Raw genomic sequence first — 24,422 nt, forward strand, 5'->3', positions numbered from 1 at the left:
ATGGACGTTCGGCTGAAACAATTCGCAGATGCATATGCTGCTGACGAGGAGAAAACAGCCGGGCAGGGAGATGGGCGGAGCAGTATTCACTACCCCGCCGTTTTCCTGTTTATCGGGGATCTGATTCAAGATGCTGTACGTCCTGTTATGCAGATTAATGCTCAGAAGTGGGATAATAGTGCTGGTGTCATGTATGTCGAAATTGCTCCTGAACCGACAGGAGAAGAGCAACAAGCTAGACGTGCTAAAGAAGCTCGTTATGATCAAGGACATGTTGCTTCTATGCGTACAGGTCAGAGTACAGATGCGTTAGAAGCGCAAAAAATTACGACTTTTTTATCCCGTCCTACTGTTAATGATCATCACAAAAAAACGCAACGCCCTGATTGGCATCATCATTTTCAAAAAGATGGCAAGCATCTGCTGGAACTGAATCGTACGTTCCGGCAGGCGGCTCGCCGTTTAGCTGAGTTCGGACGTATGTATTCTTCGTTTGATCGATTGCATGTCTCTGTGATTACACGTGTCGATGATCCGATGAATATCCTAGTTCCTGAGATATCATTGTTAGCTCGTTCGATTCTAGGACAGTCTTTCAAGTCTGTACAAATGGATATGTATGCGCTCATATATGAAGGTGATCAAGAAGAACTGTTCGGTTATTCCAGTTCAGCAGGTGTTGCTTTTTTAAAAGAATTGGAACATATACAATCAGCAGATTATACACTGACTGCGCCGTTACAACGTACTGAAGACGAATTGGCCGTTATGGTACAACATTCGCCTTCTCCATTATTCGAACTGGCTTATGTATTATCTGATCGTAATGAACGAGGTATCTCGGTCAATGGTGGAATGGAAAGTAGCTACGATATTATTTGTCGGATCAGTCTGCTCAAAAACCGTCAGCGTCTGGAAACGGGTGGCGAATCTTCTGTTTATGGATCAGATTACAATAATAATGCGTTCAAAAATAATGTGCGTAATGGAGACGGCAATCAAGGCTTAGTGTCTGCTGGATTTGCTAGAGTTAGACGACCTGATCGAGCGATTGCTTTGACTGTATTGGAGCAATTCTTTTACGGCATCATGAAGCGGATGAAGCATTCAACGATTGTGGGTAGCCGTGAGAAGTTCGAATTATTAGGTCTCGATGAACAGCGTATGGATGATCGAATAGATCATTTTGTACCTAATAGCAGTCGTCTGGAAGATATGAATGGTCTTATGACACGAGCGACAAGCTTTAATCAGCTCAAATCAATGAGTCTTCGTGAAGCAGAACATGCTCTGTTCGAATATGGTGGCGAAAGCTTTTTCCGTGATAATTATGAGCAAGAAATGATTAAGCAGATCGAACAATGGGATGCTGGACGTGAACTGCAAGCGAATATCACAGAGATGCTTCGTCAACATCCTCATATCCATTTCTATCAGTTAGCAGAATGGACCGATGAATCAGGAGAACATAGCATCTGGCAGGATTATCATGCACGTACTCGCGATCTAATGAACACCTTAGAAAATGCACAAGCCGAACTGGATGAATGGTACAACAGTCGTGCAGACGATTTATCATTCCAGCGATTACCTTTTATGGAAAAGCACAATATTCGCGGACTTACCCGTGCATTGATTGATACAATTTATCCACGTAAATTGCATATTTTGCGTTTGCAAACTAGATTGCGTTTGTATCGCCGTTTTGAAGAGCATCTGGCTACGGTTCATCGTGACAGTATGCAACAGGTGAAAAGTATGGACACGCTCGGTTCTAATTTACAAGTAGCTGCAACAGATAGTATTCGTACAGCAGATGATTATATCGGGCAAAATATCCATGATTACTACAGTCGTCTAACCGCTGAAGTTATGGACGAAATTGAAGAAAAACGTGGAGATGGTGCCTTTTTCGAAGAGCGAAGTGTAGGCGACGTAACGTTATGGTTACAGCAAGGAGCTTCTACTCTATTGGAACGTCTGATGGACGTGTGCCGTAAAGAATTATTAGCATCCCGAGCATTTACACAGACCTTTGAACAGGAATTATTGAATCGTGCTAATGTTACGATCGCATACGAGAATAAACAAGCGTTATCGCAAGAAGATTTGTTCAAAGAGTTGTATCGTACGCTTGAAGACCGAGCTGTTATTCATATTCGTCTGTTGGATTACACCCACAAACATCGTTATGAAGAAAAATATATGTTTGGTAATGCAAATGGTGAATTTGTACGGTATGCCGCAGGTGTCGATAATACGACTCGTATTTACAAAACAGGATTTGTCCATGAAGATCGCACCAGTGGTGTAGAAAAGCTGAATCTGATGGGTGGATTTACAATTGAAGACTTGATCTACTATCGTAATGGTAAAACATATTATGATACGTATATTGCAAATGGGTATGATTTTCATGTATAGCTTGTACGTTGGTTTGACCGCTTTAGGAAAAGAATCACTCTTGTCGTCGCTGTTCCAAATCGATACCTTGAATAACCGCTTTGCGGTCGGTATCGATTTGGAAATACGATCGCTTCGCTCTTTCAGAGTGATTCTTTTTCCTCCGCTCAGAGCGGGGAGTACATGCTAAAAATTCAATACAGTAGCATTTGCCTGGCAGGGTGGGGTAAGAAGAAAGAAAAGAACAAGTTACTTGAAAGTTGGTTTCTCGTTTTATTTAAGACACCATGTGATGAGTAAAAAATAAGGGGTTTCTAAGCTTTTTAATTTTTTTAAACTATGTAGCCACTTACCACGTAACGAAGAGGAAAAGGATCATCTTTTCCTCGAAGTGGTCAAACTTACATCCACTCCCTACATAGCTTTTTTATATCACCACCGCACTTTATTTAAGGTTGAAGTTTAATTCAGAAACTCCAACTATTCAAAGTCTATAAACGAAATTTTACCTACTCCAATGAAAGGGGAGATGCCACATATGCAACGCAAAGTGAATTGGCTTATGCTATTATTCAGTCTGATTGGAGGCGCGATTGGCTTTATTTTGGGGGAATGGTTGATCCATTCTTATTTTGATCGGATGCCGCGTGTGATTCTAATTGGATTATATTTCGGAATAATTAGTTTGTTTATTGGTGGGTTCTGTTTGTTAGCCGAAACGATTTCACCGAAATTAAGTGGGGCTTCATGGCGTCAACGTTATGCAGGGCTTTCTTGGAAACTATTTGTACCTGCTACATTGGTTCTTATGTTTCTTGGAGGTCTTGGAGGCGAAGCGATTTACCAGATCGGATTTAATGGAGTAAAGTCGATTCGTGATGTTGTCGTGGTAATTGATAACTCTGGTAGTATGCTAGAAACAGATGCGCAAAATCAACGTTTTCAAGCGGTTAAAAATATGGTCAATTCAATGGATGATGATAAACGTGTAGGTATTATCGGATTCAGTGATCAAGCCAATGTGGTTTTGCCATTGACCGAAATTAATGATGCATCCAAACAGCAGATTACGACTACAATGGATGCAATGGCAACAACTACAGGAGGCACTAATTTTACAGGTGCTTTAGAAACAGCGATGCAACAAATTACAGCTCAAAATGATGATACTCGTGGTACTGTGGTAATCATGTTGTCTGATGGATATAGTGCATTGGATTCTTCAGCACTGGCTCCTTATCAAGCTAAAGGAATCTCGATTAATACAGTAGGATTGAATTTGACAGATGCAGGTGGAACAAATCTACTGACAGATATTGCTAGTCAGACAGGCGGTAACTATTATAATGTATCTGATGCTTCTCAATTACCACAGACGTTCCAACAAATCTACGATACATTAGATAAACGTACACTGGTCACAGAACGTAGTGAACCGTTTTACAGCAATCTCTACTATGTTATTCTACACGTGATCCTTGTTATGTTGTTGGGAGCATTAATGGGTGTCGGTATGGGATTAATGTTTGATAACCGTTTTCTGGCACGTAGCTTTGGAATTGGTGGTGGAGTCGCTGGTCTGCTGGCAGGATGGTTACTGGAATGGGGTATCGGTAAAACGGATTGGACGGATGGAGTCGTACGCTTTTTAGCAGTGATGATTCTAGCGTTTATTATCGCTATATTTACACTGGTGGTACCTATTGGTGAAAATAGCAAACGAATGATCAAACGCAGTTCTACACCAACGCCACCTACACCTTCTGAAGGCCCACGCCGCCGCCGGGGAACAAGTAGTGGTACATTCCAACGTTAATTCTAACTTTTAAAATATAATCCAAGCTATAGATAGATGCAGACCAGGAAAGGGGATCTTTACATGCTGTATACCGAACTGAAAACCAATCAAGGGATTCATGGATTGACCGGACAAGCGCAAGATGGATTATGTACATTGCGATGGTTATGGCCACGTGATGCTGAAGCTGTCTATATCGAAAAAGTAACGCAGATGTCCGCAGTTGGCGAAGAAGGATATAGTCAGTCGGATCAGCCAGATTCTGCTCCTGCCAGTCTGCGTCTATACACTAAAGAAGAATATAAAGCGAATAATGGCTCTTATACAGAACGAGTCGATCATTTTGGCAGAATGACGTATACCGTCTATCTCACGTATGAAGAACAAGGAGAAACGGTACTGGTGCGTCAACCCGATGGTCAAAATACGATAGAACTCAGTGCAGGGAAAGCTAAAATTTACTATTCGATCAAACAACAAGGAACATGGTTTGGTAAACGTAAAACAGTTCGGATCGAAGTTCATGCAGAAGTTCCTATTCCCAAAGAAGTATTATGTTATGTGAAAAAAGAAGGCGGCTATGCTACAAACAAAGATGATGGCATTATTTATCCTTTTGCAGCTCCTTTTCAAGCAGGACGTAACGAATTGCCAGCGATTGAAGTAGGCAAAAATGAATATGTAAGACTCTTTTTTACGGATGGACGTACATATGGACAGATGTACGAATTGATTTTGGAGTAGGGGGAAGATAGTTGATATGAATATCTTCGATTGGTTCAAAAAGAAACCGGAAGCCGCACCTAGACCGTTATTTTATGATATCGTATGCCCGTTTTGTTTTAACAAATTTTCACCGGAAGATGTAGAGTTTCGTGCTTCGCATCACCGTGAAGATGATGAAGATTATGGACTCGGTGAAGATGCGAAGTTAAACAAGTACCGCTCTCGCTTTGGACTTGATACTGTGCATGATATGGAAGCTGTATTGCTTCCGACGGATGTCCCTGAAGAGCAACGTATTTATTCGGATCATGTATTGGTTGGGCTAAATGATCGTTATGGTGAAGTTACACGTCGTCGTCTGTGTCCTCATTGTCATAATGAATTACCTGTTACTTCAGGCAAAGTACCGAGTAATATTATTTCTATCGTTGGAGCTTCGCAAGTAGGGAAATCGGTCTATATGACAGCGCTGATCCATACCTTGCAAAATACAACAGCAGAGAACTTTGATGCCGCTTGTATGCCACTGACGACAGAAATTAGTCGCAAGTTCCGTATCAATTATGAAGAACCTTTATTTGAACGTGGCGATCTACTCGGTTCCACGCAAAAAGAACGAATGCAAGAACCGTTTATTTTCCAATTCGTATTCAAAGATGAATCGAAGCCACCTTTAACACTGGTGTTTTTTGATGTGGCTGGTGAAGGTATGGTCGATCAAGATTATCTAGGTCTACACGGTCAACATATTAAAAATTCTGCGGGTATTTTATTTATGGTTGATCCGCTACAGATTCGCTCGATCCGTGACCGTATTCGGATTAAGCTGGGTGATGATAAAGGCGAATGGGTGTCCCGTTATGATGAACCTCGTGATGTGGTCTTAACCTTATTTAGCGACTTTATTGCTCATCAAGAAGATAGCAAAACCGATATCCCAACAGCTGTGGTACTCACGAAAAGCGATATGTTGGAATCATTACGTGGAGATGAAGGCGAGTATATCAAATCCAATAGTAATGTGTTCCATAATGTTATTCATCGTGATTATTTTGATTTGAACGAATTTGAAAATATAGATGGTGAAATCCGCCGATTTATCGAACGTGTGGATCGTCCATTTAAAGGAACGATGGATGTGTATTTCAAAGATACTGCTTATTTTGCAGTCTCTGCATTAGGAAGTAATCCGATTGATCAGAAGCTACAAAGTGTAGTTAGCCCTATTCGTGTGGATGAGCCATTTATCTGGCTATTGTACAAACTGAATTATATCGAGGGGAGAGGGAAAGCTTGACTTTATTCTCGAATGCCCTGATCGATCAACAGATGTATACACGCGAGAAAAGTGGTATTTTCCGCTCTACTGAAGGTTATGATACGGTCGCCAAATCTTCTGGGTTGGATAACTCTTTTATTAAAAAGTATATTCATCCATTATGTGTATACGATGCGCCAGCAGAATTGTTAGCTAAAGGTGAAAAAGAAGATGCATTATTCCCGTCTGCCCTACAACTGGTACGACTGGAAACAGGCGATATGGTACTGGGAAATAGTCATTATGTAAATGCCGATTTTACAGGATTAAGAAGCACATTCTTTTCGCACAATTATGTGATTCCAGCAGTACGTGCTGAAGAATGGGTACATCAATATCATACATGGTTACAAGCCGATTTTCAGGAACAATATAATGTTGATCAAGGACAGGACTTACCACAATTACAAGATATCCCTTCGACTTCTGCTGCATTCAATCGGATAGCATTGTTAGAGCAATTGGAAATAGATGGTGCTGCTTTTCGTCAATTGATCGGAGCAGTGATGTCTGCAATTCACAAGCGGCGTAAAGTGTATATTTCGCTCAATGTACCGATCAGTGAATTATCGATCTATGCGAAGCAATTAACAGCAGTGATTACCGAAGCACTTCCATATGCTTTCCGTCGTCGACTAGGATTTACTACGTATGCCAAAGAGCCGGAAAGTCGTAAAGGGATGCAACTGATGTTTGTCGAAAGTGGATCGATTCGTGCAGGTGATCGCAATATTGAGCGTGATTACCATTTTGATTGGAGTACAGGTCGTATTCATCCTGCTCAACCGGAAAAAGCAGGTCAAGTGTATACCGAATGGGTCTGGGAACATTTAGCACAACCGGATCAGTTGCGTGCATTGCAAGAATTTGCGGATAGCGGACAAGCTGGACGGGATGCTTCTACAGAAGAATTGCCTGATCCTGCTCAATATGATGAGTGGACCACGCTATTTCGTGTCGAAGCGGGAGACGAGCAATTGTACAGTGAACACCCTGCTTCCATCTTGCAGTCTTTGCTCAAACATCTACGTCCAGCAGGTGCATTAGATTCAGCGATACGTGTAAATGATTTATTTTTATCTCGTTTTGATCGTGAATTTGATGAAGTGCGAACAGGCGCTGTACCTGATATTGCGATTGCCGAATGTTTTGCCGAATATTACGGTATTGATGAAGTACATACCGGACGCAAAATCGTAGAGTATTTTATCTGGGCGACTCGTAATGCGGTAGCAGCAGGACAGACCGCAGCAAGTCAGGCTTTGTATATGATGATGGAGAAACACCCTGCTTTGAATGAGGCTTTTATCCATATGGCAGGAAGTCAGCCGACACTGGCTGTGATGTTATTGAACCCTTTAATAGAGCGCAAATTCCATCAAGCACAAACGGTTGAAGAAGTAATTCATCTGGCTGTCGAATGGGGCACAACCTATCCACAGTTATTAGAGATGGACGATTATTGTAATCGTGCAGGTCAGTCCTTTATGGAAGCATTACGTCATAGTGCAGACTTGATGATTGCGACAGGAACAGTATTTACATTATTAGACGAAGTAGATACAGGTTCGTTAAACGGACAAACGATTCAACCGGAGGCTTGGATACAATCAGGTCTAGGTGATGATATGCGAGCTTCTGCTGAACGATTGTTATTGAATGACTTGGAATGGTCTTCGTTGACACGTGAAAAGTTATTAACCGCAGACTTCTTATCGCTTCCTTTACCAAGTGATGAATATCCTGAACGTGCGGAACGTCGTTTGAATGCGAAAAAGTTAGCTTTACAACTGCTATATATCTGGTTTACCGAAAAAGAATTATCCGCAGAGTTAATGAATTTACTACATCAATTGCAACCGAATGAAAAAGATCAGGTTCAACAGTTAGGTCGGTTGTGGTTAGCTGAAGATATTCGAAAAGGTCAATTTGGTCGATTGGCAGCGGCGTTTAGCTATAGTGCTGAACCCAATGATTTGGATTATTCTGCAATGGTCGAAGCTGTTCGTCAGCATGCCTCTAGTCCTGAACAAATTTATCCATTTTTCCATTGGTCTGAAGGAAGAGTAGAATTTATGCGACCAGATCCTCATCATTCGCAACCATCTACGTCTGATAACAGATTGACCAAAGATAGAGCGAAGACAACAGACACGAACAAAAAAACGTCCAGTCGTCAGTCAAAGCATCCCCAATTTGTACCTGCGTATGAGACAGCTATTTTGGCTTATTTTCGTCGACATGATCCAGAAGCATTCCGTAAAGGAACACTTGCTGCTCAAGCCAAAGCTGATTTTGCAAATGAAGGACCTGCTTTACGGTCAGTATATGTTAAAGCGAGAGATGAACTAGCGACACCACTTTCCAAATGGTTTAAACGTAATCGGAAACGTATGCCCTTATTAGCGCTGCTAGCAGTGGTATTACTAGTAGCGATCGGTGGACTATCGTTTTATGGACTGAAAGTGTTTGGCGTGATTACAGTGGATCAGACGACACCTGTAGTAGAACCAACCCCAGAAGTAATAGAACCACCAACAGAAACGGTTCAACTGCCTAAAGTAGTAGTTACCTTACAGACTCCAAATGCTTCTACAAGTACAACGTCAACAACAAGTACAGACAGCAATGTGACAGGATTAGCTTTCCATTTTGCTGATCTGGCGACTTGCGAAGCTTTTGCGCCTACCAAAGCTACTTTAATGATGGGGAATGGGCAAAAAGTAGACTATACTCAGTTAAATGCGAAGTCGATCTGTAAAGCACCAACAAGTAGTGGTAGTGATACCTCGTCAGAACCATCGACTAACGATTCTACAGCAACGAGTGATGACGATACAGCAAGTACAGTTGGTGGTAATGATAGCTCTACTGTAACGATGGTATCTACAACGACTAATAATACAAATAATGATGCAAAAACATCTGAATCCACATCAGGTTCAGATACAACCGATCCAACGGAAAGTACAGATACTGATGCAACAACAGAAACAGGAACAACAGATTCTTCGACATCAAGTACCACACCAACAGAAGAAGCCGAACCTGTATCTCAAGCACAACTATCTGAAAGTAATCCCTATACCGTAACGATTGATTTGCCTGCCAAAACAGATAGCCATAATATCAACAAAATCAAAATTGATAGTACCGAGTATGTTATCACATCTATCATGGATGATTCCGCAACAACAGATACACCTTAATAGGTAGTAAAATAAGAACGACTCGATAGACCATTTGATATGTAAAAGCTCGCTTTTCTGTTTCTAAGAAAGCGAGCTTTTACTATATACAGTACGATACAATCACTTCAATAGATATCGAGCCTAAAGGGGATAACGATGGAAAAAAGACTAGCAATCGGAATGATGATTGGCTGGAAAATACGATTAGATTTACCTCTAGCTTGTGCATTGATAGCTCATAGCCAAAATGTTGATTTTTTCTACTTTTATCCTTCAGGAGTAAATGAACAAACACGCACAATAGACGGACAAGCATGGGATGGTACCCAATGGATCAGTCACACGTTTCCTTATCCCGATGTGATCTACGATCGGATGCGGCGTAAAGGGTCAGACCAATTCGGTACTATTTATGAAAAATTATCGGGTATTCCGCTGACTCATACGCTCAAAGGACGCTCTATCGTCAAAACCAAAGTCTATAATGTACTTCGTCGTGATGTGAGTTTGAAAAAATCATTAATTCCTTTTATGACCATGAGAGAACCAGATAAAGTGATCGATTTTGTTCATAAACATCAAAAAGTGATTTTCAAAGCAGATGGTGGTGCTTCTGCGCAAAATATGTTTACTGTAGAATTGAAAGAAGATGGATATGAAGTGTTCGATCAGACGTATTTGCATACGATGAATCAGGAGCAAATGGTCGAAGTAGTGACTTTATTGATTGAACGCAAATACTGCGCACAGAAATTAATTAAAAGTACTACTATACAGGATTTCCCTTTTTTTATTCGTGTGCATGTATCCAAAGATGGTCAGGGGGAGTGGATGGTCGCTTTCTGTTCGGTTTCCTTGTCGCTTAATCCTATGATCAAAGTGACCAATAGTGAAAGTACATTCCGTGTTACGACTACATGGACTCGTTTTCTTACTCATCAATTTGGCGAACAACCAGATGGACCCATGGATCGTAAAATTCGAGCCTATGCGATTGAAATTTCTCAATATCTTGAGCAACAATGGGGAACAGGATTTCATGAAATCGGATTAGACCTAGGGATTGATCCGCAAAATAATATCCGATTATTTGAAGCAGGATTAGGGATTCCTGATACGTCATTCCATAATATCGAGCTGGCTCAACCTGCTATTGCTTATTGCCAATACTTAGTACGCCAATCTCAATCGTCCTAAATCTATATATCTGTGGTGTAAGGATTAAGCACTTTGTAACAAGTAAAGGAGAATAAGGATGGAAAAACGATTCACCATCGGGATGCTGATCGGGTGGAAAATAGAACCTGAATTATGCCTTGCCTGTGCATTTGCAGCCAGTAGTCAGCAAGCCCGCTTCTTTTACTTTTATCCTAAAGATGTTAATGAAGAGACTCGCACTATCACAGGAACCACATGGGATGGAACACAGTGGATCACCCAAACATTTGACTATCCCGATGTGATCTATGACCGAATGCGCCGTAAGGGCTCCGATCAATTCGGTACTATTTATGAAAAGTTAGCTCAAATTCCTATTACTCATACTTTAAAAGGTCGCTCGATTTCTAAAACCAAAGTGTATAACCTGATTCTTCGTCATCCTGATCTCAAGCAGGTATTGATTCCTTTTATGACGATGCGTGAACCGGAGAAAGTGATCGAATTTATTCATAAACACCAACAGGTTGTCCTCAAAGCAGATGGGGGAGCCGCTGCCAAAAATATATTTACTGCACAAGTTAAAGGCAGTATATTAGATGTTTTTGACCAGACTTATATACACCATATGGATCATGAGCAGTCTTTGGATTTGATGAAAATGTTAATTGAACGACGTTATTGTGCACAAAAGTTGGTACAGAGTACAACCAAGCAAGGATTTCCTTTTCATATTCGTGTTCATGTGGCTAAAAATGGTCAAGCAGAATGGATTGTTGCTTTTTGCTCAGTTTCATTATCGTTGACTCCAGATATGAAAATCACCAATAGCAAAAACACATTCCGTGTCACCACCACATGGAATCGATTTTTAGAGCATCAATTTGGTGAATCGTTAGATGGTCCTATGGATCGTCATATTCACCAAACGTGTCTACAGATCGCATATTATTTAGAGCAACAACTAGGATCAGGGTTTCACGAAATAGGTTTCGATATTGGTATTGATCCAGATCAGCGTATTCGCTTATTTGAAGCAGGGATTGGCATACCTTCGACGTTATTTAATTACGTTGAACTGGCACGTCCAGCGATTGATTATAGCTTATATTTAGCACGGCAATCATTGAAATAAAGAGTACCTTTATGTTGTAGATCAAAGGAGGTGTAGCTATGACGATTCATTCTAATGGTTATCGGGATATTCATCATTGTGATGTATTGATTGTAGGAGCAGGACCTACAGGGCTGACGCTTGCGATTGAACTGGCGAGACGCGGCATCTCATATCGTATTATCGACAAATGTGCTCATCCTTCGATCTATTCCAAAGCGCTAGGTGTGATGGCACGGACATTAGAATTATTACATCAAGCAGAGGTAGCAGATACATTAATCGCTCAAGGACATCAAGTCACCGGAATGCAAGCATCAAGCTATACCAAAGTACTCGCACAGGTCGAGTTCCCTTCATTGATCCAGAGCCCTTATCCTTATGTGCTGATGGTTCCACAAAATATCACCGAACAGGTACTTATTGATCGCTTAACAGCACTAGATGGCACTGTAGAACGGCAAACTGAATTAATATCATTACATCAGGGTGATGAGGAACATTCTCAGGTACATGCTATCGTGCAACATATGGCAGGTGACGCTCAGTTAGAAGAAGAGATATCTGCACGCTGGATAGTAGGTTGTGATGGTGCTCATAGTACGGTTCGTCATCTGAGCGGGATTCCATTTGAAGGCGAAGCGTTAGCTCAATCGTTTGCTTTGGCAGATGTAAAGATCGATTGGAAGCAAGATCATAACAAACTGCATGTGTATCTTAATAAAGGCTATCTGACTGCCTTTTTCCCGATGTTAAATCATCGACATCGAGTCATTATCGGGATGCCACCTGAGCATGTGATTTCTTCTTCCAAAGAGCAATCGATATCATTAGCCGATATTCAAGCAGTACTGGATATTTGTCTGCCGATCAAAGTAAATATGTCTGATCCGATCTGGTTGGCAAAATTCGCTGTTCATCAGCGTAAAGTGAAAAACTATCGCACAGGGTCTATTTTTCTAGCAGGGGATGCCGCTCATATTCATTCACCGATTGGTGGACAAGGGATGAATACCGGGATACAAGATGCTTTTAATCTAGGGTGGAAATTAGCGCTAGTGTGTCAGGGGTATGCTGCGGAGAGTCTATTGGATAGTTATCATGCTGAACGTGAACCGATTGGACAGCAGTTGTTACGAGGTACATCATTATTCACCAAGCTAGCGACTACACGTCATTCTGTACCGATCGCTATTCGCAATACAGTCGCTCCGCTACTCTCTTCACGTAAAGTAATTCAAAAACGCTTATTCCGCTTACTTTCAGAAACAGGTATAGCATATGACCGTAGTCCAATCGTACAACACGGCAAAGGCTGGCATCGCCCGATGCTTCATGCAGGAGAACGAGTACCTGATGGAGGATACGGACAATCGCCTCGACATACGCTACTTTTATTTGCAGGAGAACATCCCGTGATTCCAAGTCCTAAGCCACCAACACTCGAAGATGATATCGACGAACCGGATCACCGTTCTTTACTGACTCAAGTGGCTGTGAAATGGAAAGATATTATTGACGTGCATATTTGGTTACCGGATCATCCGTTAATGACTCCTTTACCGTTACCTTCTCATATTCATGTGGACGCAGACCATGATCTTCATCAGCGCTATGGCATGGGCAAAGGGGGATATGTACTGATTCGTCCGGATGGATATATCAGTTATATCGGAGGTCTGAGTGATGAAATGGATCTGATCGGTTGGGTACATCGCTCTTTTCAGATTCCAGCCAGATTATAAATTTGTAAGCAATTGTAGAAAAACTGTAGAAAATAAAAAGAAATAAACGAAAATATGTTCGTAACCTATACCATTCTCCCATCGGGTTCATGTATAATGGGATATTATGTTTACCAAACGGATTATCAATATTATTGAAGGAAAGGCAAGGAGTCTATTATGCATTCACCATCGCCAATATCCTATACAGATAGAACCTATACGGCATTATTAAGCTTCGAAGAAGATCGAGGCTTTTTCCTGCATATTTCGCGTGCAGATGGAGTCGTGGAAGAGGAACAAGCTGAGGAAGTACAGCAGATGGTTATGGGTAAAACACTTCGTAATGCTGATCATAGATGGCAACATTCTTCTTACGGGCATAGTGAATGTCTGCTCAAGCCAGAAGAAGCGCATAAATTATACACTCGATTAGCGCGATTAGTCCCGGGTACATTAGAGTTGTTTGATGGTACCCCTATTGATGCTAGTTATGACGGAAGTGCAGAAGCCGTCTTATCAGGAGGAAGCGAGCCTACCACAACGATAGCAATCTCGACTTCAGCTGAATCCAGTTATGCTGTCGATGATCTTGATCATTATTTAGAGGATACGGTGGATGAAGAAATCATCTATGGTATTGATCCTGCTTATGCACAAGATCAGAATTTTCAAGTGGCTGACGACTATATTCCTTATGCGGCTCCGGAAGAATTTACCGATGGGGTACATGTAGAAGCCAAATGGGTGTTAGAAGGTAGACGAGATGCCAAAAATGGTGTTGGACAAGTGACAGCAGTACCGATGATCGAGATTAGTGGGATTCGTTATCCTGCGGTAGAATTGTCTCGTCGTCTTGGTGCATCTGGAACCTATGTGGGTCTTCATGAGCATGGACAGATTGAAGCCGATGTTCTAAGAGAATTAGGGCTAGGACCGATGGGGAGAATGGCTGACGGAACATCGCTTGATAAAAATAGTAAATTAACATCGCAAGAGATTATTCAGCGTGGTTCTGAACGACTGAGCGGACCGTGGGAACAATTGTTGATTCCAGATTTGGTATTGCCGACAGAGCGTGATCTAGAACAGCATTTTGAGTTTTTGACACACTGGGGAATTTCAGGCGGCATCTTAGGTGGCGTGATGAGACACAGCGAGTCTTTACAGCATTTTCTGGAAGAATATATTCGTAAATTTCCAGCATGTAAGATTGCCATTATTGGGAAAAAGCCTCTACTGACTGGATTGCAAAAATTGTGGCAACCCACACTTGGTTCGTACTGGCAAGAAGCGTCTGAACTATCGAGCAAGACGAGTACTGCCAAAAACAAATCGACATTACCACTTATAGCTGTGCCTGCAAGTCTTTTGACTGGAAGAGCCGCCATTTTACCAGGTGGCGTCGATATTGCTATTTATTTAGAACCTGATGAATTAACAGATAGTGTGACAAGCAAAGTCTATAAAGCGATGAATAAGTTAACCACTCGCTTACGTTTAGCGATCTATGCAGAAGGTCAACAGTTAGATGAACCTCATATGCGAACGGCTCAGACCAGTCTGCTCAAATTATTTCATTCGGTTGTGCGTGAATATGCGATTGTTGATCCTGACCATCCTTTGACTGAATTACCACCTGCTTTTCCAATGATGGTGAAGCGTGCACTTCAATCTGGATTGCCACAAGTGAGCGAACGTAAAGGTGGATTTGCTGAATTTGAGTGGGGAACTGAAGAACGTGGATTGCGTATCCCTGAGCGTCCAGCTGATATTTCTATAGATACTACAGACACCACATTAGACGAAGATTGGAAAAAAGATCATATTATCTATGACCATCAAGGCTGGCTACAGTCTTTTCAATATAAAAAAGAAGATACTCCTTCTGTAAACCTCTCACCAGAGTCGATCTCAGAGCGACCTTCACGTGATCGTGATCCGGATGAGATCAGTGGTTATGAAATGGAGCTTCAACAACCAGCTACGTATAAAGTAGTGAATTCCAAGCAGCAGGCATCTTATATTCCTGTAGATTGTGCATCGATGTCTTCATGGAAGATTCCACCTATCGATGATGCTGAACATCAAGTGGTACACTCACAAGATGCTGTAGAGAACCCTGTAGCAGAAATAAATCTTGAGCTTCCCGATCATCGTATTCAACACGATCACGAAGAAGCTGCTACGATGAATACAGATCTAGCACCGGTATATGTTTCTTATGCTGAATCGTCCAATTCTATCTTAGTAGAAACCGATGAAGAACTACGTTCCAAGTCAGCGATTCAGACCGCAGAACACATTTTTGCGAAGCGTGCTCATGAAATGATTGAACATCGGGAAGAAGAAGCTGAATTTGTACCCTTTATGAGCTACTGGCCGACTTACGAAAGTATGACCTGGCGACAGAAAAAGTGGTATTTCTACTGGAGACAAGAGGTACGTGAAGGTCGATATCCTGCAACCGATTTGTCTTATATTTTCTTAATGTGTTATGAGATTATTAATGGAGCAGGCTGGCAACAACCGTTAGAAGGACATCAATATTTAATGAATTTATGGCGTCAATATCGTAAAAAATTTATTAAATTAGATCGATATATTCCACAGTGGGTATTGGACTTTGGGCAAGTACATGGACTGAATGAATCGTTAAGCGAATTGATGATTGCAGCGCCAGACCATTTACCAACCGAACTGGATGATCTGGAATGGGAGCGTATCTGGTCATCACAGCCTGTACAGATTCCATTTGAACTATTACATCGTTTACTGGATTACGATATTGAACGTAGTCGCTTTTATGTTGAAAAGGGTAGCGAATGGATTCAAGAATATGTGCCCAAAGTATTAGCGGCTGTCGATGCTTTTCTGGAAAAACAGCAGGGTGCACGTCTAATTCAAATTTTCCGTCCAACCGTCTATCGGGAAACAGAGCGCTATCTGTTCCGCAGTGCTGTCTATGACTCAACCATCTATGGTCGAACAGCTACTGTCAGACGATTACCTTTGTGCGAACATAAGCCTTTACGAGATTTTCTAACCAGTATCGTCAAATTAACTGAAAATGAACTACGTCGTCATCTCGAATTCAGTGGTCGACTGCGTATTAATCCACCAATTGAACCTGAGATTGCTCGCTTGATTGAACGGTATATCAAGCGTGTATTTACAGTGCAAGAAGAAGTGCCTGCACCAAGACAAGTTCAGATCGATACATCGGTGTTAGAGCAATTACAAGCCGATTCGGATGTGGTTCGCCAAATGCTGACTTTACGGGAAGAAGAAAAGATCAGTAGTGAAGAAGAATGGACAACATGGATCGCTGAACATGCTGTAGCTATTGATGCTCCTGTGCTCGAAGCGAAAGAACAATTAGAGCAAACTCAACAATCTGCACCAGAACCAACTATACAACAAGCAGAGCAAGTACAGGGAATCGAGCAATTACAGTCAACAGCACAAGTGGAAAACGAGCAACAACTTCCAGTGGCTTCACCGTCCTTGTCTAATATACAACCAACCGATTTATCGACAATCACTATTCTGTCTCCTTTGCCTGCTGAATGGGATGAAGCGTGGCAAGATTGGATCGATGGTCTACAACCGCATCATATTCAATTTTTGGCGGGATTATTGGATGAAGTTAGCGATTCTGTTTTACGTGATATTGCTAGTAAAGGTGGCACGATGCCAGCACTGCTAGTTGATGAAATTAATGATCTGGCGATGGATACAATCGGTGACCTTTTACTTGAAGAAGGTACGATTATGGAAGAATATAGAACAGTGCTTGATGCAATCATCATGAGGTGAAAAGAAAATGAATGAAGTGAAAATACCCAAACGTATCACCACCGCATTAGTGAATTCTTTTGCGGCAGGGGTTGTTCCCCGTATCGGTCTGGAACATGTAGCGGTTGGTCGTAAATATGAAGTGGAATCGATTCTACGTGAGCTGGATAATGTGGCCGATGGTGGAGCAGCGTTCAAATTGATTACAGGTCGTTATGGTAGTGGTAAAAGCTTTTTACTACAAATGATCCGCAATTATGCAATGGATCGTGGGTTTGTGGTAGCCGATGCCGATCTATCTCCGGAACGTCGTCTTACAGGATCGAAAGGTCAAGGACTTGGAACATACCGTGAACTGATGACCAATCTATCGACACGTACCCGTCCAGATGGCGGAGCTCTTGAGTCGATGTTACAGAAATGGATATCCACACTACAACAACAAGTAATGGAAGAAAATAATGTATCTGCCGATGATCCTTCGATCGGGATTGAAGTGCAACGTCGTATCCATTCGGTAACATCAGAAATGGAAGGCTGGGTACACGGATTTGATTTTGCCAAAGTGTTGTCGGCGTACTGGCAAGGGATTCGCTTAGGGGAAGATACGCTCAAGCAATCGGCACTACGCTGGTTACGTGGCGAATATCCTACCCGTACTGAAGCCAGACGTGAACTGAATGTAGGCGTCATTATTGATGATGATGGCTGGTACGATTATATGAAATTATGGGCAGAATTTGCCGCTCGTATCGGTTATCAGGGGTTGCTATTATTTGTCGATGAAGGCGTGAACTTATACAAAATTTCCAATAGCGTCTCCCGTCAAAGTAACTATGAAAAGCTACTCACGATCTTCAATGATACGATGCAGGGTAAAGCAGGGCATCTGGGTGTATTTGTCGGTGGAACACCTCAATTTGTAGAAGACCCTCGTCGTGGATTATATAGCTATGAAGCGCTGCGTTCCCGTTTATCTGAAAGTCGGTTCGGTAGCAGTGGAACCAAAAATTTTGCCGGTCCTGTGATTCGCTTGGAAATGTTATCTCATGAAGAAATATTGTTAATGCTACAAAAGCTACGTGATATTCATAGTCAGCATCACAAATACCAATCGACATTAGAGCAACATCAACTGGTCGCTTTTATGCAAATTGCGGTTTCCCGGATGGGTGCAGAAGAATTGCTGACACCTCGTGAAGTAGTGCGTGATTTTGTAGATTTGCTGAATACTCTTCATTTCAATGAAGAATTATCATTCGATGAATTGTTAGGGCAGTTAGCGACAGCACCAACAAATTCACATGGTGGAGGATATGGTGCAGATCCAGATGTGGAACCTAATCCATCACCGAATCAACGTGCAACATCAAGCGGGACAGCTCCTCAACCGTCTGCGCCTAAAGATGAAGTGGATGATTTTCTAGCGGAGTTTGATTTATGAGTAGAAATCATCCCTTTTACCGACTGGCTCCGTTTATACAAGAATACATGTATCGCAGTGGATGGAAAGAAATGCGTGAAGCACAGGTGGAAGCTTGTCGCGTCCTTCTGGACACACCTCATCATCTGCTTATCGCTTCAGGGACAGCTTCTGGTAAAACAGAGGCTGCTTTTTTTCCAGCATTAACGGCTTTACATGAGCATCCGTCCAAATCGGTAGGCATTTTATATATAGGGCCGCTCAAAGCTTTAATTAATGATCAATTTGAACGGCTCAAAGGCGTATTGCGAGATTCAGATATTCCAGTCTGGCACTGGCATGGAGATGTCCCTCAGTCACAGAAGACCAAGCTGATGAAAAATCCTTCAGGTATTTTACAGATTACACCGGAATCACTGGAAGGATTGTTGATGAATCGTCCCAATTCGATTCCGGCATTATTCGGTGATCTACGGTATATCGTTGTCGATGAAGTCCATGCTTTTATGGGAGCCGATCGTGGCATTCAGGTATTATCTCAATTATCCCGTATTGAGCGTATGGGTGGTTGTCGTCCGCAACGGATCGGATTATCTGCGACACTAAGCGATTATGAAAGTGCGACGCAGTGGTTAGCCGCAGGCACAGGGCAACCGGTTGAGATCGTATCGCCTGAAGGCAATCGCAAATTGCGCCTCAGTATCGAACACTTTTCATTTCCCAACGCTCGTAATGAAGAACAAGCGCAACAATTAGAATATGCTCAACAGGCGTATCATAACTTTATTTACGATCAGACTCATCATAAAAAAGCACTGATCTTCACTAATAGTCGCTCAGATGCTGAATATATTACACTGGAAATGAGAGCTGTCGCGGCTAATCGTCATGAACCTGATATTTTTCATGTGCATCATGGCAGTATCTCGGCATTGTTACGAGAAGAAGCCGAAGCCGCTTTACGTGAAGGATATGGGCCTGCTGTTGCCGCGGCTACGTTAACACTTGAACTCGGGATCGATCTAGGAGAACTTGAACGTGTGATCCAGTTAGGAGCACCTTATTCATGCTCCAGCTTTGTACAGCGCTTAGGACGTTCAGGACGGCGTGAAGGTTCGGTCTCAGAAATGATCTTTGTCTGTCCGGAAGAAGAAGATGAAGAAGCGCAATTACCTGCACGTATGCCGTGGATTATGTTGCGTGCGATTGCAGTCATCGAATTGTATGTGAAGCAGAAATGGGTGGAGCCTTTCAGTGCTCGCAAATTACCGATCGGGATTCTGTATCACCAGACGATGAGTATTCTCAAAAGTATGGGCGAAGCTGAGCCTGCTGAATTAGCACGTGCTATTCTAACGTTACCGCCTTTTAGACATTTTAGTGCAGAGCAATATCAGTCTTTTCTACAATATCTACTGCAACTGGATCATCTTCAATATACCGAAGAAGGAACATTGATTATCGGTCTAGCAGGTGAAAAGATCGTAAACAATTTCCGTTTCTATGCGGTATTCAAAGACGATGAAGAACATGCTGTCTACAATGGATCTGAAGAAATTGGTTCGATTACTACTGTTCCGCCACCGGGGTACTGCTTTTCATTAGCAGGTAAGCTCTGGAAAGTAGAAGAGATTGATAGTCGTCACCGTGCTGTCTATGTGAAGTCATCCAAAGGTAAAGTCGATACGCTCTGGCTTGGTGCTGGCGGTGATATGGATACGATGATTATGCAGAAGATTCGTGAGATTCTGGCATCGAACGATCATTATCCGTATCTAGCTCCACAAGCTAAAGCACGATTAGAACGAGCCCGTCGATTAGCGAGAGAAACCGATTTGCTCAAAAAAATCGTGTTACCTGCTGGAGGTGATTCCTGCTTTATTTTGCCATGGATTGGAAGCAAACCTTTCCGTACACTGGAGCGTTTGCTCAAAAACAATCTATCTGAGCGTCTAGGGCTGCGATCAGTGACACCGCTAGAACCGTATTACTTCGTGGTATCTGGTCAAGCTGATGCCGCCGAGATTGCTGCTGAGATTATTGCAGAGTGTGAACGGATTGAGAATCCAGAACAATTACTAGCAGAAGAAGAAGCTCCGTATCTAGGCAAATACGATGAATTTATTCAACCGATGCTTGTTCGGCAAGCCTTTGCTACAGATGGATTAGATATAGAAGGTCTTAAAAGTGGATTACATTCCCAGAAACCTCAAATTAATTTGTGATCTGCAACCGATAAAGAAGCTAGAGCGTAATGATGCTCTGGCTTTTTAGGTTACGCAAACAGGTTGTTGATTGCAGTCTATGCAAAAGTTGACAAGGATTAGTATCTTAAAATATAATTAACTTATTAAAAGTAAGTAATAAAAATTACTATTTGAACTATTATAAATAAAGCTACTGAAAAGCAAGGTAAGGAGAACAATCTGATGGAAAAGGTTGCAGATGTATGTATAGTTGGAGCAGGGCCTGGCGGTGCATTGTTAGGTTATTTACTGGCTGCACAAGGAGTATCTGTTATTTTGTTAGAACGTCATGGTCATATTGATAAAGAGTTCCGTGGTGAACATTTGAATACACAGGGTGAGCAGATTCTGAAGCAATACGGGCTTTATGAAAAAGTTCGTGAAGCAGGGCTGTTACTGATGGAACGTGTAGAATATTTTCAGCATGGTCAAATCATCAAAACGATTCAACCTGCACCTGGAGAACAACATACCGGTATTCATGTACCGCAAAAACATCTGCTACAGGTTCTATTAGATCAATCTTTACCGTATTCTAATTATGAATTGATGATGAATACCACGGTGATTGACCTGATACGAGATCCACAGTATGGGTCTGTTAACGGTGTTAAAGTAAGGCATGAAGGGCAAGAATTAATCATCCGTAGCCAGATTGTAGTAGGTACAGATGGTCGATATTCTTCGGTACGTAAGCTGGCGGGGATTCATGCAGATATTGTAAAGCATGGGTTCGATCTATTATGGGCACGTATTCCTGCGCCTGCACAGTGGCCTGCAACGGTACGAATGGCTCTGGCACAAGATGCGCAGTTATCGGTTTTCAGTCAAGAAGGCGGGTATCTCCAAATCGGTTGGAATATTCCGCAAGATACGTATCCTCAATTACGCAAGACTCCTTTTGAATCTTTTGTGCGCTCACTGACTGAAGCCTTCCCTGAATTAACACCTATTGTCGATCAGCATATCCGTTCATGGGAAGATTTCGTATTGCTCAAAGTGCAGAGCTGTGTCTGTGATACATGGGTGCAAGATGGATTAGTCATTATGGGAGATGCGGCGCATACATTTAGCCCCACCGGAGCTATTGGTGTAAATAGCGCGATGAAGGATGCTCATGTATTGGCTCCGATTCTCATTGATGCGCTGTCTACTCATCAGTTTAGCGCAAGCCGATTAAAAGAATTTGAACATGCCCGTCGTCCTGAGACTGCGGCTGAACTGGATAGCCAACTGGTCAAAGAAGCTGCTTTTCGCGCACAATTTGCATCTTTCCAACATGAAGGCATATAATCCATATCACTTCATATAACGTATCTACAATCATATACAGGATAGAACATGAACATATGGACTCTGGAGGTAATAATAATGATTAATCCTAAAATTACAGCGGCTTTGCAAGATCATATTCAAATCGTACCTAGCTCAGATAAATCAATCTACTTAGTAGGGCCGATTCGTTTACCTGTCAATTTGGACAATGAGACTGTTGTATTCCAGTGGTATTGCTGGTTGCGATGCGATAGTATGCCGGGGAATTTGTGCGGTGAAGGTGATTATGATCAAGCGGCTATTATTGAAATGTTATCTTCATCTAATTTAGCAGAAGCGCAACAATCGAGTGTACTTGTATATGGTGATTTCAAACAATCTCCAGATGCTTTAATTCGGATGCATAGCATTTGTCATACAGGTGATATCTTTGGAAGTAAGCGTTGTGACTGTGGATTCCAATTGAAGCAGTCGATGAAAATGATTGCAGCTCACGGATCAGGTGCGTTATTTTATCTGGCAAATCATGAAGGACGTGGTATTGGTCTATTCAGCAAAGCGATGGCTTATGTCTTGCAAGAACAAGGAATGGATACGGTAGAAGCGAATCTAGAACTTGGATTTGAAGATGATATGCGTAATTATGATGACGCGATAAATGTGTTGAATCATCTACGTACATTGCCGGTAACATTGATTACAAATAATCCGCGCAAATTAGAAGCATTACAACGTTCAGGAGCCGAAGTGAAAGAACGTGTACCGTTATGGGGCGATATCTCTGAATTTAATGAAAAATATTTAAAAACAAAAGTAGCTCGTTCAGGGCATTTTGATATATAATTAAAGGTTGACGGTATAGTTCACTTTAGAATATAAAGTACGTGTAAATCTGATATGGTAGAATTAGGAATCGTTTGGTAAAATTCTTAGAAAGTACTCTATTTACATGTTGTACTGTTTGATGAAGACTAGGCTTGTAGAAGATTGTATAGAAAAGAATAGTTTTCATGATAATGCTTGATAAGATACTGCGGTAGGAGGTGAGTTTCTTGGAACATCTAAAAGAGATTGAGGAATCGATAGAACTAGAGCGCCGGGAACTTAATGAAATGGTGCAGTTTTATGACCTTCACGATCGCCGCGTATTGGACCAGTCTAGAAGAGTAGATTCCATACTTAATCAATACAACCATCTCAAACAAGCTTTACTAGGCAATCGTAGTTCAATTGTAGGTTGATCGCTTATAACGAAAAATAATTCAAATAGCGAATAGCGCTTGAGTTATTATTATGCTTCCGGCAGATGTCGGGAGCTTTTTTGTATCAAAAAAAGCTTGAATGCACTCTGTTATAGCAGTACATTCAAGCTTTTATTTTAGATTTAGAAATCGAAGTTGTCTGGATCTGGACCGGTACGCTCATTTTTGTTGAGTGCACTGATACGATCAATTTCTTCAACCGTTAATTTGAAATCAAAGATTTCAGCGTTAGAAGCGATACGTTTTTCTTTAACCGAACGCGTGATCACGACGACACCTTTATCGAGTACCCAGCGTAAGATCACTTGAGCAGGCTCTTTACCATATTTATCAGCGATCTCTTTGATCACTTCGTTGTCGAATAATTTACCACGTGCTAATGGAGACCATGCTTCCAATTGAATTCCTTTTTCTTCACTATACGCAAGCAATTCGGTTTGCGTTAATAGCGGATGGAATTCCACTTGGTTGACCGCAGGAACCACTTCAGCATCAGCTAACAAATCATCTAAATGATGGGTTTGGAAATTACTTACGCCGATCGCACGAATACGTCCGTCTTTGTATAGTTTTTCCATAGCACGCCATGTGTCTTTATATTTACCAGCAACAGGCCAGTGAATCAGATAGAGATCCAATACGTCTAGATCTAATTTCTTCATCGTTTCTTCAAAAGCAGCAAGAGTCGATTCATACCCTTGATCTTTATTCCATACTTTTGATGTAATGAATAGTTCGTCACGAGCAATCCCTGATTCTTTGATTGCTTTGCCGACACTTTCTTCATTACCATAAGCAGCAGCTGTATCTATTGCACGATAACCGCTTTTAAGTGCAGCTTTTACCGAATCAATCGCTTCGTTACCATCTTCAACTTGCCATACACCCAGACCAAACCAGGGCATATTTACACCATTGTTCAACTTCTTAACTGAAATTAAATCAGTAGTCATTATTTAGCTCCTCCTTTAAATCTGATCTCTTAT

General features: G+C 41.7%; 15 protein-coding genes. 14 read left to right on the forward strand and 1 reads right to left on the reverse strand.

The genetic code is table 11. The features are described 5' to 3' along the window. From PO903_RS07220 to PO903_RS07285, 14 genes are all read left to right on the forward strand, one after another. A complete protein-coding gene (locus tag PO903_RS07220; RefSeq protein ID WP_273593008.1) occupies window positions 1–2,424 on the forward strand; it encodes a transcription initiation factor TFIID in 2,424 nt (807 codons plus the stop codon). A 517-nt stretch (window positions 2,425–2,941) separates the two neighbouring features. Then, window positions 2,942–4,219, forward strand: a complete 1,278-nt coding sequence (locus PO903_RS07225; protein WP_273593009.1) for a vWA domain-containing protein — start codon at window positions 2,942–2,944, stop codon at window positions 4,217–4,219. A 63-nt stretch (window positions 4,220–4,282) separates the two neighbouring features. After that, window positions 4,283–4,945 carry a beta-mannanase gene (locus tag PO903_RS07230; RefSeq protein WP_273593010.1) on the forward strand — a complete coding sequence of 221 codons (663 nt, stop codon included), beginning with the start codon at window positions 4,283–4,285 and terminating at the stop codon, window positions 4,943–4,945. A gap of 16 nt (window positions 4,946–4,961) precedes the next feature. After that, window positions 4,962–6,224, forward strand: a complete 1,263-nt coding sequence (locus tag PO903_RS07235; protein ID WP_069329621.1) for a TRAFAC clade GTPase domain-containing protein — start codon at window positions 4,962–4,964, stop codon at window positions 6,222–6,224. Then, on the forward strand, window positions 6,221–9,454 hold the full coding sequence (locus tag PO903_RS07240) for a GAP1-N2 domain-containing protein (RefSeq protein ID WP_273593011.1): 3,234 nt from the start codon (window positions 6,221–6,223) through the stop codon (window positions 9,452–9,454). The genes PO903_RS07235 and PO903_RS07240 overlap by 4 nt, the downstream gene beginning before the upstream one ends. Window positions 9,455–9,592: 138 nt before the next feature. Then, entirely contained in the window at window positions 9,593–10,633 is a 1,041-nt protein-coding gene (locus PO903_RS07245; protein ID WP_273593012.1) for a YheC/YheD family protein, read from the forward strand. Window positions 10,634–10,691: 58 nt separating this feature from the next. Beyond that, entirely contained in the window at window positions 10,692–11,729 is a 1,038-nt protein-coding gene (locus PO903_RS07250) for a YheC/YheD family protein (protein ID WP_273593013.1), read from the forward strand. Window positions 11,730–11,767: 38 nt separating this feature from the next. Continuing rightward, complete coding sequence (locus tag PO903_RS07255; RefSeq protein WP_273593014.1) at window positions 11,768–13,453, forward strand: FAD-dependent monooxygenase; 1,686 nt, start codon at window positions 11,768–11,770, stop codon at window positions 13,451–13,453. Window positions 13,454–13,612: 159 nt separating this feature from the next. Then, entirely contained in the window at window positions 13,613–17,251 is a 3,639-nt protein-coding gene (locus PO903_RS07260) for a TerB N-terminal domain-containing protein (protein WP_273593015.1), read from the forward strand. A gap of 7 nt (window positions 17,252–17,258) precedes the next feature. After that, window positions 17,259–18,674, forward strand: a complete 1,416-nt coding sequence (locus tag PO903_RS07265) for an ATP-binding protein (protein ID WP_273593016.1) — start codon at window positions 17,259–17,261, stop codon at window positions 18,672–18,674. Further along, complete coding sequence (locus PO903_RS07270) at window positions 18,671–20,878, forward strand: DEAD/DEAH box helicase (RefSeq protein ID WP_137224444.1); 2,208 nt, start codon at window positions 18,671–18,673, stop codon at window positions 20,876–20,878. Before PO903_RS07265 ends, PO903_RS07270 begins: the two co-directional genes overlap by 4 nt. 204 nt (window positions 20,879–21,082) lie before the next feature. Further along, window positions 21,083–22,192: an FAD-dependent monooxygenase gene (locus PO903_RS07275; RefSeq protein WP_137224441.1), complete on the forward strand. Its 1,110-nt coding sequence runs from the start codon at window positions 21,083–21,085 to the stop codon at window positions 22,190–22,192. Window positions 22,193–22,270: 78 nt separating this feature from the next. Beyond that, window positions 22,271–23,017 carry a GTP cyclohydrolase II gene (locus PO903_RS07280; protein ID WP_273593017.1) on the forward strand — a complete coding sequence of 249 codons (747 nt, stop codon included), beginning with the start codon at window positions 22,271–22,273 and terminating at the stop codon, window positions 23,015–23,017. A 209-nt stretch (window positions 23,018–23,226) separates the two neighbouring features. Beyond that, window positions 23,227–23,415 (forward strand): aspartyl-phosphate phosphatase Spo0E family protein, encoded by a 189-nt coding sequence (locus tag PO903_RS07285; RefSeq protein ID WP_069329613.1) that lies wholly within the window; start codon window positions 23,227–23,229, stop codon window positions 23,413–23,415. A gap of 143 nt (window positions 23,416–23,558) precedes the next feature. Here PO903_RS07285 and PO903_RS07290 read toward each other — a convergent pair whose 3' ends face one another. Continuing rightward, window positions 23,559–24,389, reverse strand: coding sequence for an aldo/keto reductase (locus PO903_RS07290; RefSeq protein WP_069329612.1), 831 nt, complete (start codon window positions 24,387–24,389; stop codon window positions 23,559–23,561). Between the last annotated feature and the right edge of the window lie 33 nt (window positions 24,390–24,422).

It is taken from the genome of Paenibacillus sp. PK4536, from assembly GCF_028594455.2.
Taxonomy (GTDB): domain Bacteria; phylum Bacillota; class Bacilli; order Paenibacillales; family Paenibacillaceae; genus Saccharibacillus; species Saccharibacillus nuruki.

Bases quoted from the DNA above. Each gene is read 5' to 3' on its own strand.
- PO903_RS07220 (WP_273593008.1), top strand. From the start codon at position 1: ATGGACGTTCGGCTGAAACAATTCGCAGATGCATATGCTGCTGACGAG.
- PO903_RS07225 (WP_273593009.1), top strand. From the start codon at position 2,942: ATGCAACGCAAAGTGAATTGGCTTATGCTATTATTCAGTCTGATTGGA.
- PO903_RS07230 (WP_273593010.1), top strand. From the start codon at position 4,283: ATGCTGTATACCGAACTGAAAACCAATCAAGGGATTCATGGATTGACC.
- PO903_RS07235 (WP_069329621.1), top strand. From the start codon at position 4,962: ATGAATATCTTCGATTGGTTCAAAAAGAAACCGGAAGCCGCACCTAGA.
- PO903_RS07245 (WP_273593012.1), top strand. From the start codon at position 9,593: ATGGAAAAAAGACTAGCAATCGGAATGATGATTGGCTGGAAAATACGA.
- PO903_RS07250 (WP_273593013.1), top strand. From the start codon at position 10,692: ATGGAAAAACGATTCACCATCGGGATGCTGATCGGGTGGAAAATAGAA.
- PO903_RS07255 (WP_273593014.1), top strand. From the start codon at position 11,768: ATGACGATTCATTCTAATGGTTATCGGGATATTCATCATTGTGATGTA.
- PO903_RS07260 (WP_273593015.1), top strand. From the start codon at position 13,613: ATGCATTCACCATCGCCAATATCCTATACAGATAGAACCTATACGGCA.
- PO903_RS07265 (WP_273593016.1), top strand. From the start codon at position 17,259: ATGAATGAAGTGAAAATACCCAAACGTATCACCACCGCATTAGTGAAT.
- PO903_RS07270 (WP_137224444.1), top strand. From the start codon at position 18,671: ATGAGTAGAAATCATCCCTTTTACCGACTGGCTCCGTTTATACAAGAA.
- PO903_RS07275 (WP_137224441.1), top strand. From the start codon at position 21,083: ATGGAAAAGGTTGCAGATGTATGTATAGTTGGAGCAGGGCCTGGCGGT.
- PO903_RS07280 (WP_273593017.1), top strand. From the start codon at position 22,271: ATGATTAATCCTAAAATTACAGCGGCTTTGCAAGATCATATTCAAATC.
- PO903_RS07290 (WP_069329612.1), bottom strand. From the start codon at position 24,389: ATGACTACTGATTTAATTTCAGTTAAGAAGTTGAACAATGGTGTAAAT.